The sequence below is a fragment of the Paenibacillus peoriae genome (genome assembly GCF_022531965.1).
Taxonomy (GTDB): Bacteria; Bacillota; Bacilli; order Paenibacillales; family Paenibacillaceae; genus Paenibacillus; species Paenibacillus polymyxa_D.
Genome location: NZ_CP092831.1, coordinates 3,385,655 through 3,398,505, shown reverse-complemented (window position 1 = coordinate 3,398,505; position 12,851 = coordinate 3,385,655). Strand labels below are relative to the sequence as shown.

The following is a 12,851-nucleotide window of genomic DNA, read 5'->3' as shown; positions in this document are numbered from 1 at the left end:
GGAGTGGAGGCCTATAAGAGGCACGTTAAAAAGTTTTCTTCTGAATTTTAAGATGCAATGAGGTGCAGGTAATGATTAAGCTGAATACAGTTGAAATAATCGAAATTATAAAGAAGCAAATCCCTAAGGTTATGAACATCAAGCCAGTGGAACTCAAGTTTACGGATGATTTTGGACGGACCTCGCTGGCAGCGACAGAACACAAATTTACGCTGACGAACCAGCATTATTCTGCCAAGGTGATGGATTGCGTGTTAGAAACACAAGTACGCCCCATTTTAATGTGCGAAATTATTTATTTTCTAAAATGCGAGTTTATTGACGGACATGTTGATGTACGACTGGATTATGAAGCATGTTCTGAGGAAGGGCGAGGACCGGTTGCTTCAGCCGTAATTACCTTTGATCATGCAACAGAGCTGGGAGTCGAGGAACTGGCCGATCTGATTGACTTGGCGCTTCATATGAACGATAAAACCTGGTTTGAAGAACTCTCCAGCCAATATGTCAAAACCAAAGCAGGAGCTTCTATTTGATAACTTGCTTTTTTTAGAAGTCGGTGCTAATATACGTAACAAGTTTAATGTTAATTCAATTAAATAAGAGCAAGATCCTTCGGGGCGGGGCGAAATTCCCCACCGGCGGTGATGACATGTTTGTGGATCGTTTTTGTGAGAAACAGCATGGCTTAGTCCGTGACCCGGATGCTGAATGATCAGCAGAAGGTGGACCTGGTGCAAATCCGGGACCGACAGTATAGTCTGGATGGGAGAAGGATACGAAGCGCATGTGCATGACGTGACATGTGCCGATTTTTAGCATACCCAATTGTGCGTACGGCTTATTTCGTTGTAGGATGGCATCGGGCGATAGCTTTCTTAAGCTTTCTTTTTGATGGGTGTTCTGAGCGTATTTGGCTGTATCCTCAGTCATGCTTTCTATTGGCAAACCTATGATTTCATGTCGTCTTAAGATGCATATGAACTGCGCTTGTATACTACAAATGTGACTCTCATCACCCCCATGACGGATTGAATCCGAACTGGGGGTTTTTTGCGCTTATAGCTGATGAATTAGGGATAAACTGAGATGTAGTGGAAAGGAGTGAAGGCATGTTTACCGGATTGGTCGAGGAAGTGGGTCGTATTCAAACCATTTCCAAAAGCGGTGAAGCGATGGTGCTGGGGATTTCGGGTTCCGTGGTGTTGGGCGATTTAAAAATAGGAGACAGTGTCTCAGTGAATGGCGTTTGCCTGACGGCGATACAGATCGGTACGAAAGACTTTAAGGTTGATGTGATGCCGGAAACCTTTCGTAGCACTAATCTGAAAGAGTTGAGATCCGGCAGCCGAGTCAATCTGGAGCGAGCGATGGCGGCGAGTGGAAGGTTCGGAGGACATATCGTGCAAGGACATGTGGACGGGACGGGAACGATTCGCGGGGTGACATCAGACCAGAATGCAGTGGTGTACGAAATTGAGCCTAAAAATCAAACATTATTTAAATATATTCTTCTCAAAGGGTCAATCACAATTGATGGTATAAGCCTCACAGTCGCACAGCGTACGGGAGAGACCTTTGCCGTATCCATTATTCCCCACACCTTATCCGAAACGGCCTTACAAGGCAAACGTGAGGGGGATACCGTCAATATCGAATGCGATATTTTGGGCAAATATGTAGAACAGCTTTTAAGTTACAGAGGTGCAGCGGAGGCGGAGAGAGTAGAAGAAGCTCCTCTCAGTTTGGACTATTTGGCGAAACACGGTTTTGCCTGATATTGAATGGTAAGCCTGTTCAGGAGCATTCGTGGCTAAGACATGAGGAGGAAAGTGTTATGGATAGAGGTAGCCAAACAAGTGCAATGGCAAACGTCATAGAGCATGGCGAGTTGGAACATGACGAAGAGATTCGTTTGGATTCCATCGAAGAAGCGTTGGAGGACTTGAAAAACGGTAAAGTCGTTATTGTAGTGGATGATGAACAGCGCGAAAATGAAGGCGATTTTATCGCTTTGGCTGAAAAAGCGTCGCCTGAGGTCATTAATTTCATGATTACAGAAGGTCGCGGGTTGGTCTGTGTGCCGATCACACGACAAAGAGCCGAGGCCTTGGAATTGCATCCTATGGTAGAGCAAAATACAGATTTCCACGGTACTGCCTTTACGGTATCGGTAGATCATATGGAGACAACAACGGGGATTTCAGCGGCCGAGCGCTCCTTGACTGTACGCGCCTTGGCAGACGAAGCAGTCACAGGAAGTGATTTCCGCAAGCCTGGTCACATGTTCCCGCTGATTGCTCGCGATGGGGGTGTCTTGCAGCGTGCTGGTCACACGGAGGCGGCTGTTGATCTGGCTCGACTCAGTGGCTTCAAGCCTGCTGGAGTCATTTGTGAAATTATAAAGGAAGATGGCTCAATGGCCCGCCTGCCTGATCTGGCAGTGGTCGCCAAGCGACATCAATTGAAACTGATCAGTATTCAGCATTTGGTGGACTACCGTCGCCGTTTGTCATTGTAAATAATTTAAATTAAGAGAGGTTGATTAATATGGCACGTTTTCTAGAAGGTAATCTTGTATCGAACGGTTTAAAATATGGTATTGTGGTGGGCAGATTTAATGAGTTTATTACGAGCAAGCTGTTAAGCGGTGCAATTGACGCACTTCAACGACATGGTGCACAGGAAGATGAAATTGATGTAGCCTGGGTTCCGGGTGCATTTGAAATTTCACTAATTGCGCAAAAAATGGCTGCAAGCGGCAAATATGATGCCGTAATTACGCTGGGTACGGTCATCCGTGGTTCTACTTCACATTATGATATCGTCTGCAATGAAGTGGCCAAGGGTGTGGCAGCGAGCAGCCTAAAAACGGGAGTACCTGTTATTTTTGGGGTAGTGACTACAGAAAACATTGAACAGGCTATTGAACGAGCAGGTACGAAGGCTGGTAATAAAGGTTGGGATTCAGCACTGGCTGCGATTGAAATGGCCAATCTCGGCAAGCAATTTTAATGATAGGAATAGCTGAATAGAACGGTATAAACTGCAAGGGGAAAAAAGGGATTGGATTGTTAAGCAAGGCGATGACGTATATACTACAGAAAGAGGGATTGATAACGCAGAGCATAAGTGCTATAGGGAAAGGTATTGTTGAATGATGATTGGAGTAAGGCAGGGGGAAGCACATTGACAGTCGTAAACTACAAGCTGGAAACATTCGAGGGTCCGCTGGATCTACTGTTGCATCTGATTGATAAAGCCGAAATCGACATTCAGGATATCCCGATTAGCGATATTACTGATCAGTATATGGCTTTTTTGCACAGTATGCAGGAGCTGGAACTGGACATTACGAGCGAGTTTCTGGTGATGGCGGCGACGCTCTTATCCATTAAGAGTAAATTGTTGCTTCCCAAGCCACCTGTGATGGAATATGACGATTTGGATTTTTATGAGGAAGAGGATTATGATCCACGTGAGGAACTGGTCCGCAAGCTGGTGGAGTATCGTAAATATAAAGGGATTGCTCGCCATCTAAGTGAACGTGAGTGGGAGCGGAGTCTAATTTATGGCAAAGAGCCAGAAGATCTGAGTGCATTCCTGCCCACTGAACCCGTAAATCCGGTGCATGGGCTGCATGCAAGCGATTTGGTCGCAGCCTTTCAGCGTGCTTTGCGCAAAGCAGAACGACGTACGACGGTAACCCGTGTTCATCGGGACGAAATTTCAGTCAAGGACCGTATCCGGCAAGTTATCGGGGCTTTAGAGATGGTGGGGAATGGAGGACGGCTGCTGTTCTCCAAGCTGATGCATGAGGATATGTATCGGCATGAAGTGGTTGTGACCTTTTTGGCTATCCTTGAACTGATGAAAATGAAGCAAATTTTCTGTTATCAGGAGAAGCTTTTCGATGATATTGTAATGGAGTGGAGAGGGGATTTACGGGTTAATGGATTATCTGAAGCTGAAATCAATTATTGAGGGACTGCTGTTTCTAGCAGGAGAGGAAGGGTTGTCCACCAAGCAGATCGCCGACATTGTAGAGCAGCAGCAAGAGCTGGTTGAACAGTGCCTGGAAGATATGAAGCAGGACATGGAGCAGGGGGGAAGAGGCCTGCAACTTGTCCGTATTGCCGGTCATTATCAGCTTGCAACTTTATCCGAACATGCACCTTACTTTGAAAAGCTCGCATACTCTCCGGCACGTGCGTCACTGTCTCAAGCTGCTTTGGAGACGCTGGCCATTGTGGCCTACCGCCAGCCCATTACAAGAGTTGAAATCGAAGAGATTCGGGGGGTTAAATCCGAGCGGGCCATACATACACTGGTCAACAAGGAGCTCATTGAAGAGAAAGGTCGAGCTGAAGCCATCGGACGGCCGATATTGTACGGAACGACGAAATCATTTTTGGATTATTTCGGTCTGGGCTCTCTGGCAGATCTACCGCAACCGGAGCTGTTCGAGAATTCGGACAATTTAGAGGAAGAGACTCAATTATTGTTCGAGCGTCTGGAGAGTAGCCAGCCTGCGGCCAACGATCTAGATCTTGAATCCCAATAAAGTTGCTCCGGATCTTGCGGCTCACTTATGTAAAAGTTCAAACAGACAGCCAGTCCTCATATCGTTGGGGGCTGGCTGTTGGTATTTTAAGATGCATGATTTTCCGGCGAACGGTCATACTATTTTTGCCATGATATTCTATAGCAAAAAGGTAGGGAGGACACGCCAGTGTGGAAATGGATCAGTATCGCCATCATCGTCGTTATATTACTTGTACTGGCAGTTCTGCTCTCTCGTATTCGTTTGAAGCTGAATATTGCCAAACATGACAATGATGATCGGGCGCATCTAGAGATCAGATTTCTATACGGGATGATAAAAATGAATTACGATGTGCCGGCCATTCTCATAACAGGGTTGAAAAAAGGGCTTCTCTATCGGCTAGATCGCAACAAAAACATACATAAAACGGATGCTTCCGTGGATAGCGGTAATATTGATACAGTAAAAATCAAGCAATTTATACATGATATACGGGTTTTGCTCAAGGGAACGAAATCCTTTAATAAATGGTTGCGACATACATTGGCACATGTGACGATGTCCAAAATGGAATGGTCTACCAACATTAGTCTTGCTGACGCGGCATATACAGCTACCTCAACTGGTATTTTGTGGGGATTAAAAACAACCTTGATCGGTTATGCTTCAAGCTTTGTACGCATGGATTGTACCCCTAAGCTGTATGTTGTGCCCTATTGGGTGGATCGCTTGCGTTTTACCACCACTTTGAACTGTGAAGCAAACGTATCGCTCGGCTATTTAATGTTCTCCATGCTCATCTTATCTTACCGCATATGGCGCGTTCCGGGTGGACCGGAGGCATGGAAACGGGTTTTTTTCAAAAAAAATGCGGCGGATCATCAAGCTAACAATGAATGGTAAACAGTGGAGAGAGGTGAGACTCAATCCTTTCTGAACTATCGAATGACATACATATTTCCTTGAACCCCTGCGCACAATAGCGAAAGAAAAGGCAGTCTACGCTTGAGATAAGCAGAGGAGGAATAAATCATGTCAGATCACCCGATTCAAGGGCTCATGCAAACCGCAATGGAAAACATCAAAGCCATGGTAGACGTGAATACGATTGTAGGAGACGCAGTGGAAACACCCGATGGTTCTGTTATTTTGCCAATCAGTAAGGTGGGATTTGGTTTCGCTGCCGGGGGAAGTGATTTTAACGTAGACGAAGAGGCACTTCATACTTCCTCGGCGTCGGGTAATCATAGCGGGAAGGAAGGGCATCCTTTTGGAGGCGGTAGCGGTGGTGGTGTATCTATTCATCCCATTGCTTTTCTGGTTGTTGGCAAACAGGGGGCACAAATCGTTCCATTGGACAATCAAACGCATCTGATTGAGAAGCTCATTGACTCCACGCCATACCTGATTGATAAGGTTCAGTCTATCTTCCGGAATTCAGGCGGCGACTTGCAGACTCCCCCCCCACAGGTACCTGTAGATGTTGCTACGGATCACAGTAATTCTGGCCCGGCTTACTTGTAAAAGTTATTGAAATTAAAAGCATTCTCTCAGGAAGGTATCCCAAAGCCGAGTATAGGCTAAGGAATACCTTCTTTTCTGCTTGTACTTGGGCCTATCCCCGAATATACTGCCTTCCCCCAATGAAAGCATGTATATGGTGACTGTATTCCTGTTGATATAAAGTATGCAGCGAGATTTCATTTTTTCGATTTCCTTCGGTAGCAAACTGCGATAGGTAGATGAAGTCCGGATAGATCACTTCATTCGTCAAATAAGCGGATACCGTGGCATCAGGCCGACGATGTTGATTCAGGGAATCGATAATACCTTTCGCCGGCAAGATGCCAATCCCATGTCCATAAAACAAGTCTTCCTTCAGCTTAACGACATTTTCTCCTTTCCATTCTAATGTTTCAGACGACACATCCGGATTGTTGAAATACAGAATATCGCCAGGAGCCGCTTTATGACTTCCTTCCTGCTGTATGAGCCTGAGGTCGCTGTCATAGTGCCAGTCATACAGCAGCATATCTGCAAAAATCCGATTAAACTCACTTTCCAGAATGGAATCCAGCACTCCATTGTACAGCACAATAACCATAGCTGTTGCACATTCAAAAGCGTATTGATGACCGTTTAAAAAGATATCTCTGATGCCTTGGGCTGGTGTGACACCTGCTTTGATCTGAAAGCCACCTTTTTCCGTTAAATTCCAAAATTGCGGGTTGCAACGTGCGGTAGCAAAAGTGGCAAAGGATACACCGCTTCGATGCAATGCTTCTGCGGACTCTACAATCCGCGATCTTAAAATCATTTCAAACTGTAGTCGCTGCATGTTATAACCCCTCGATCCATATTTAACGTTTAGTAACTAATATATATGTGCTCAGGAGGGCATGTTGCTTGGTTTGTGTAGAAAGAAAGCGAAAAAGGAGCAGCTAATGGCTAGTCCTGTAAAGGAATTTTCTGTTATAAAGGTGGACATACTTTGAACAGCTTGGACATAGAATGGTACAAGACTTGCTCAAAACCGGAGGAATCCAAATGTTTAAAAAAAAGCAACACATTCACGCGGACCACAGCCATTTCTTGAATAAGGCACGCGCATTTGTTTTGCCGCTGGTACTACTGCTTATTTTGTCATTGCCGCTTACGTTGCTAAGTCCGCAGTCCGTTCGGGGAGCGATAAAAACAGAAGTAGCGCCGCCCGCATTAGGAACCCATGCACAGGCTGCTTCTTTAATTGATGTCACATCAGGAAGAATCATTTATTCTACCGAAGGTGACCGGGAGCTACGTATTGCCAGCCTGACCAAAATTATGACAGCGATCGTGGCTATTGAACATGGACGCTTGCAGGACCGGGTAAAGGTGAGCCCAACCGCGTATGCCAAAGAAGGGTCCTCGCTTTTTCTGCAAATGGGTGAACAAATGTCATTGGAAAATATGCTGTACGGCTTAATGCTCCGTTCTGGTAATGATGCCGCTTCTGCCATTGCTGAGCATGTGGGGGGGACAGAAGAGGGATTTGTTCATTTGATGAACGACAAGGCGGTTCAGCTTGGGCTAAGCCATACACATTTTGCTAATCCGCACGGGCTGGATGCCGAGGGACATTATTCCTCAGCCAATGATATGGCCCGGCTTACTGCTTATGCGCTGCATAATCCAACTTTTGCCCGTATCGTAAAAACAGAATTGAAAAAAGCACCGAATCCCAACGATTCTTGGGATTACTCATGGCACAATAAAAACAAAATGCTGCGGCTGTATGACGGAGCTGATGGGGTGAAAACAGGCTTTACCAAAAAAGCGTTTCGCTGTCTGGTCAGTTCGGCTACACGGGACGGTCGTCAGCTCGCTGCTGTTACCTTGAATGACGGGGACGATTGGAACGATCATGCCCGTATGCTTGATTACGGATTCCGATATTATCCGCTCATTCCGATTACGGACAAGCAGCAACCTATCGATGGTTACCCACTATTAACAGGTACAAGCTTTGCCTATCCTTTACATGATGGCGAGAAAACCCAGTTGCACAAAAGACTGGTGTTGTATAAAAATTCCGCTTCTGCCGATAGAGCGGACGTATCTTTTGGCTTACGAGGACGGGTTGAATTCCTTTTGGAAGGTAAACTTATCGGTTCTGTTCCTGTGTATGCAAAAGGTAGTAAGCTGCCTGCTCAAAAAACCGTACAGCCACAGAAGGAGACTCCAACTGCACAGGAACCTGCGAACAATACTCAGCAACGAGGTTGGACGAGCAGATGGAACGAAATCCTTAAAAATTTGTTTGGAGCATAGGGCAACCAGGAAATAGAGCTGTACGTGTCACATCATTGGGAAAAGGAGGAATCAGCCATGATTCATCTCATATGGGTGGCTTTGATTTGTATTGGATTTGTATTTGCTGCCGCGCAGGGAAATATTGAGGTGGTGACGAAAGCGGCTTTTGACGGGGCAACTACGGGGGTTACAGTGTGCTTTGGACTGATAAGTGTGCTGGTGTTCTGGATGGGCATGATGCGGCTGGCTGAAGATGGCGGGCTCTTACAGAAAATATCCAAGCTTCTTTCTCCTTTAGTTGCCTTTCTCTTCCCTGATGTTCCGCGTAATCATCCCGCTATGGGTTACATTCTGTCCAATATGAGCGCCAATCTGCTGGGCCTGGGGAATGCAGCCACACCGATGGGAATCAAGGCGATGCAAGAGCTGCAGACGCTCAATCCAGATAAGCAAACCGCCACACCAGCCATGTGTACGCTTCTCGCCCTGAATACAGCCAGTATTACGCTTATTCCTACGACGTTGATCGCGATACGGCTAAATTTTCATTCCGCACATCCGGCAGAAATCGTCGGTACGACACTGGTAGCGACCGCAATAGCCACCTTTGCTGCAATTGCGGCGGATCGTTGGTACCGTAGTCGAGAATTGCGCCGCCGTCCTCCGGCGATTCCGCCGTCCCAGTCATCCTTGGCGCCACTCGCCCCACCAGCACCAACATCTGCTGCCTCTTCAACGACGTTGCCCGCATCTTTACCTGCCGTTCCGCGAACGGGAATCACGGCTGCCAAGGGCAGGGACACCACTTGGAAAGGATGAGGGAGGCATGCTTAATTTTATAAACCTCGTATCGACTTGGGCCATTCCGGTTATTCTCGCTTTTATTCCTTTATATGCATATGCTAAAAAGGTCCCTGTCTACGATTCTTTTGTGGATGGAGCCAAAGACGGATTTTCTACCGCCATCAGCATTATTCCTCATCTCGTAGGCATGATGGTGGCGATTAGCATTTTTCGAGCATCCGGCGCCTTGGACTATTTGATCTCTTGGGTTACCCCTTGGATTAAACACTGGGGTGTACCGGGCGAGGTATTGCCTTTAGGCTTGCTTCGTCCATTGACGGGCACTGGTTCACTTGCGTTTACGACGGATCTAATTCGCACCTATGGCCCGGATTCCATGATCGGTCGGATCGCTTCAACGATTCAGGGCAGCACAGACACGACGCTATATGTGCTAACTGTATATTTTGGTGCGGTAGGTATCCGCAATGGACGGTATGCTTTGAAGGTAGGACTATTTTCAGATGTGGTTGGTTTTGTGGCAGCCATTGCGATTTGCCTGCTTGTATTTTAATTTCTGCATCGTTTTTTGAACGGGGGTTGTGATTTTGCTCATGGATGGGTATCATTAGCATGAGGTGAATTAGCGAACATGGAAAGATTGCAGAAAATATTGGCCCAAGCGGGTGTAGCTTCCAGACGTAAATGTGAGGAGCTTATTCAGGCGGGTAGCGTGGAAGTGAACGGGGTTGTCGTAACTGAACTGGGAACGAAGGCAGACCCTGATCAAGATATGATTACGGTAAAGGGACGCCCGATCAAAACCGAGAAAAAAATCTATTTGATGATGAACAAACCTAAAGGGGTCATTACGAGCGCTTCCGATCCGGAAGGCCGTAAAATCGTGTCAGACTATCTGAAAGGCGTTAAGGAACGCGTATATCCGGTGGGACGTCTCGATTACGACACCGAAGGACTGCTGTTGCTCACCAATGATGGCGAGTTCGCCAATCTGCTGACCCATCCCAAGCATCATGTGCCCAAGACATATGTGGCAACAGTCAAAGGCGTTCCACATGGTACTGAGCTGGACAAGCTGAAAAAGGGAATCGTGCTGGAAGATGGCATTACTGCACCAGCCGAGGTAGAATATAAAGATGTAGATCCGAATGGTAAGGAGTCTGTGATCCAGATTACCATTTATGAAGGCAGAAATCGCCAAGTAAGACGGATGTTTGAGGCCATTTCACACCCAGTCATCAGACTCAAGCGGATAGCCTTCGGAGATCTTTTGCTACAAAACTTGAAGCGCGGTCTGACCAGACCCCTAACCAAGGACGAAATCAACCGTCTCATTCAACTTGCCAAATCAGACAACACGAAAAAGAAACGGACAGGACGGGGGTCATAACCCCGGCCTTTTTGGTGTAAAGAGACTGTTGGATGAGAGTAAAGTTTGACCAAGCACGGGAAAATAGTAAAATAGAGAGAATGCTTTTTTTAGCGAAGGGGCTGGGAATATGTCAGAACAAAGCAACCGCATATTAATTGTAGATGATGAAGAACGCATTCGACGCCTTCTGCGGATGTATCTGGAAAAAGAAGGATATGCAATTGACGAAGCTGAGGATGGCGAGATTGCCCTCCAAAAAGCGACTGCAAGCGATTACAGCATTATTTTGCTCGATGTGATGCTTCCAGGGATGGATGGGATTGAGGTGTGTACACGGCTGCGTCAGACCAAAGCTACACCTGTGATTATGCTGACTGCCAAAGGCGAGGAAGTGAACCGTGTACAAGGCTTTGAAGTCGGAGCTGATGATTATGTGGTTAAGCCCTTTAGCCCGCGAGAAGTCATTTACCGGGTGAAGGCGATTTTACGCCGTTCGTCGGAAACTGCCTTTTTAACGAAAGAGGCGGTACCCAGCAATAGTATTGTTTTTCCGAATCTTATCATTGAGCATGATGCGCACCGGGTAACTGCGGGTGGGATTGAAATCAGTCTCACGCCTAAAGAGTACGAGCTGTTGCATTATTTGGCGGTGTCACCAGATAAAGTCTTCTCACGCGAAGAACTGCTGAAAGACGTTTGGAATTACGAATTTTTTGGTGACCTGCGCACTGTGGATACGCATGTGAAACGGCTTCGTGAAAAGCTGAATAAGGTATCGCCAGAGGCAGCCGCTATGATTACGACCGTGTGGGGCGTAGGTTATAAGCTGGAGGTTCCAAAATAACGTGAACTTCTGGAGATCGCTGGTAGGCAAGCTGTGGATCACCATCATTTGCCTTGTAGGCTCTGTGCTTATTTTTCTAGGGCTTTTTTTATTGCCGTACATCAACAGAAATTTTGCGGCGTATGAATCGACGGAAATCAAGCATTTGTTCACCTATACATGTATAGTCGGATTTTTATTGACGACCTTTTTTGCCCTATTTCTTTTTACTAAAATCACACAGCCTATGCAGCTGTTGATTCAGGCGGCGAATGCCATTCGTGAAGGAAGGTATGATACTCGGCTTTCGCTGGTGACCAGTGATGAAATTGGAGAACTGGCGAAAACTTTTAATCATATGTCTACGGAACTGGAAGCAACGATCCGCAGTCTGAATGAGGAGAAAAACCATTTATCCAGCGTACTGCGAAGCATGTCTGATGCAGTAATCACCTTCGACAGAAGCGGACAAATCATCTTGACGAATCCGCCGGCACAAAGTTTGCTGAATATCTGGGAAAAGCTGGAGTGGCAGGAACGTGATCTGGAGGAGTTTGGAGCTTCTGTACCTGAGCCTTTGCAGTCTCTGTTCCATACCGTTATGGACAGGGGAGAGGATGTCGGAGACTATATCCATGTCAAGAAGGGCTCCTGGTCGGTGCAGATGGCGCCTCTGTATACGGATAATGCAATCCGCGGTGCAGTAGCTGTGCTTAGAGATATTACGGAAGAAGTGAAGCTAGAGAAGATGCGGAGCGATTTTGTGGCCAACGTATCTCATGAAATTCGTACACCTTTATCTATGATGCAGGGCTACAGTGAGGCGTTGCTGGATGGTATGGCGGGTTCACCAGAAGAATCCGATGAACTGGTGCAGGTCATCCATGATGAGTCATTACGCATGGGAAGGTTAGTCAAGGATCTGCTTGATCTGGCCCGAATGGAGGCTGGTCATACAGACATGCACCGACAGGAAGTGGATGTGAACGAGTTGATCGAGCGTGTTCACCGTAAATTTACGGTACGATCAAAGGAACAGGGACTGACACTCGATTACCATGAGCATGGCCAACGTTTGCTGCTGCCTGAGGCAGATGAAGACCGATTGGAACAGGTATTGACCAATTTGCTGGATAATGCATTTAGACACACACCCGGTGGGAAAAAGGTTACTATTGCGGCGGATCGAATTTTGGGAGAACGGCATGAGTTAATCCGTATTCGGATTAAGGATGAAGGTGTAGGCATTGCCAGCGAGGATCTACCTTATATTTTCGACCGCTTTTACAAGGCAGATAAAGCCAGAGTACGTGGTGAGGATAAAGGGACTGGCTTGGGGCTTGCTATTGTCAAGAATATTGTAGAGGCTCACGGAGGCTCTGTCTCTGCTGCCAGCGTATTGGGGGAAGGGACGGAATTTACTATTTTGCTGCCCATCTCCAGCAAAACTAAGCTGGGTCTGTAACAGGCTTATAAGCCCAATCTGATATCCCCCAGTTTGCAGGCATCCTCGG

General features: G+C 46.7%; 15 protein-coding genes and 1 riboswitch. Of the genes, 14 read left to right on the top strand and 1 reads right to left on the bottom strand.

Going from position 1 to position 12,851, the window contains the following annotated elements; translation table 11 throughout:
- Positions 1 to 71 precede the first annotated feature (71 nt).
- The 8 genes from MLD56_RS14875 to ytfJ all read left to right on the top strand — a co-directional run bounded on the left by MLD56_RS14875 (position 72) and on the right by ytfJ (position 6,070).
- Positions 72 to 536, top strand: a complete 465-nt coding sequence (locus tag MLD56_RS14875) for an IDEAL domain-containing protein (RefSeq protein WP_029517301.1) — start codon at positions 72 to 74, stop codon at positions 534 to 536.
- 71 nt (positions 537 to 607) lie between these two features.
- A riboswitch (FMN riboswitch) is annotated at positions 608 to 781 on the top strand.
- 331 nt (positions 782 to 1,112) lie between these two features.
- Positions 1,113 to 1,778 carry a riboflavin synthase gene (gene ribE / locus MLD56_RS14870; RefSeq protein WP_029517302.1) on the top strand — a complete coding sequence of 222 codons (666 nt, stop codon included), beginning with the start codon at positions 1,113 to 1,115 and terminating at the stop codon, positions 1,776 to 1,778.
- Between the two features lie 59 nt (positions 1,779 to 1,837).
- Positions 1,838 to 2,521: a 3,4-dihydroxy-2-butanone-4-phosphate synthase gene (ribB, locus tag MLD56_RS14865; RefSeq protein ID WP_029517303.1), complete on the top strand. Its 684-nt coding sequence runs from the start codon at positions 1,838 to 1,840 to the stop codon at positions 2,519 to 2,521.
- Positions 2,522 to 2,550: 29 nt separating this feature from the next.
- Positions 2,551 to 3,015, top strand: coding sequence for a 6,7-dimethyl-8-ribityllumazine synthase (ribH, locus tag MLD56_RS14860; protein WP_023989205.1), 465 nt, complete (start codon positions 2,551 to 2,553; stop codon positions 3,013 to 3,015).
- A gap of 174 nt (positions 3,016 to 3,189) precedes the next feature.
- Positions 3,190 to 3,984, top strand: a complete 795-nt coding sequence (locus tag MLD56_RS14855; protein WP_029517304.1) for a segregation and condensation protein A — start codon at positions 3,190 to 3,192, stop codon at positions 3,982 to 3,984.
- On the top strand, positions 3,953 to 4,564 hold the full coding sequence (gene scpB, locus MLD56_RS14850) for an SMC-Scp complex subunit ScpB (RefSeq protein WP_029517305.1): 612 nt from the start codon (positions 3,953 to 3,955) through the stop codon (positions 4,562 to 4,564). The genes MLD56_RS14855 and scpB overlap by 32 nt, the downstream gene beginning before the upstream one ends.
- A gap of 168 nt (positions 4,565 to 4,732) precedes the next feature.
- Positions 4,733 to 5,449 carry a DUF2953 domain-containing protein gene (locus MLD56_RS14845; protein ID WP_029517306.1) on the top strand — a complete coding sequence of 239 codons (717 nt, stop codon included), beginning with the start codon at positions 4,733 to 4,735 and terminating at the stop codon, positions 5,447 to 5,449.
- Positions 5,450 to 5,578: 129 nt separating this feature from the next.
- Positions 5,579 to 6,070 carry a GerW family sporulation protein gene (ytfJ, locus tag MLD56_RS14840; RefSeq protein WP_029517307.1) on the top strand — a complete coding sequence of 164 codons (492 nt, stop codon included), beginning with the start codon at positions 5,579 to 5,581 and terminating at the stop codon, positions 6,068 to 6,070.
- A 91-nt stretch (positions 6,071 to 6,161) separates the two neighbouring features.
- Here the strand turns inward: ytfJ and MLD56_RS14835 are convergent, their stop codons facing one another.
- On the bottom strand, positions 6,162 to 6,884 hold the full coding sequence (locus MLD56_RS14835; RefSeq protein WP_029517308.1) for a hypothetical protein: 723 nt from the start codon (positions 6,882 to 6,884) through the stop codon (positions 6,162 to 6,164).
- 209 nt (positions 6,885 to 7,093) lie between these two features.
- On the opposite strand from MLD56_RS14835, the gene MLD56_RS14830 reads away from it, so the two are divergent.
- The 6 genes from MLD56_RS14830 (at position 7,094) to MLD56_RS14805 (ending at position 12,802) form a co-directional block, all read left to right on the top strand.
- Positions 7,094 to 8,356: a D-alanyl-D-alanine carboxypeptidase family protein gene (locus MLD56_RS14830; protein ID WP_029517309.1), complete on the top strand. Its 1,263-nt coding sequence runs from the start codon at positions 7,094 to 7,096 to the stop codon at positions 8,354 to 8,356.
- Positions 8,357 to 8,413: 57 nt separating this feature from the next.
- Positions 8,414 to 9,157, top strand: a complete 744-nt coding sequence (locus MLD56_RS14825) for a nucleoside recognition domain-containing protein (protein ID WP_029517310.1) — start codon at positions 8,414 to 8,416, stop codon at positions 9,155 to 9,157.
- 7 nt (positions 9,158 to 9,164) lie between these two features.
- Positions 9,165 to 9,695: a spore maturation protein gene (locus MLD56_RS14820; protein WP_013310760.1), complete on the top strand. Its 531-nt coding sequence runs from the start codon at positions 9,165 to 9,167 to the stop codon at positions 9,693 to 9,695.
- Between the two features lie 78 nt (positions 9,696 to 9,773).
- Positions 9,774 to 10,532 (top strand): pseudouridine synthase, encoded by a 759-nt coding sequence (locus tag MLD56_RS14815; protein ID WP_023989197.1) that lies wholly within the window; start codon positions 9,774 to 9,776, stop codon positions 10,530 to 10,532.
- Between the two features lie 109 nt (positions 10,533 to 10,641).
- Positions 10,642 to 11,358, top strand: a complete 717-nt coding sequence (locus MLD56_RS14810; protein WP_029517311.1) for a response regulator transcription factor — start codon at positions 10,642 to 10,644, stop codon at positions 11,356 to 11,358.
- Position 11,359: 1 nt separating this feature from the next.
- A complete protein-coding gene (locus MLD56_RS14805; RefSeq protein ID WP_029517312.1) occupies positions 11,360 to 12,802 on the top strand; it encodes an ATP-binding protein in 1,443 nt (480 codons plus the stop codon).
- The last annotated feature ends 49 nt before the right edge of the window (positions 12,803 to 12,851 follow it).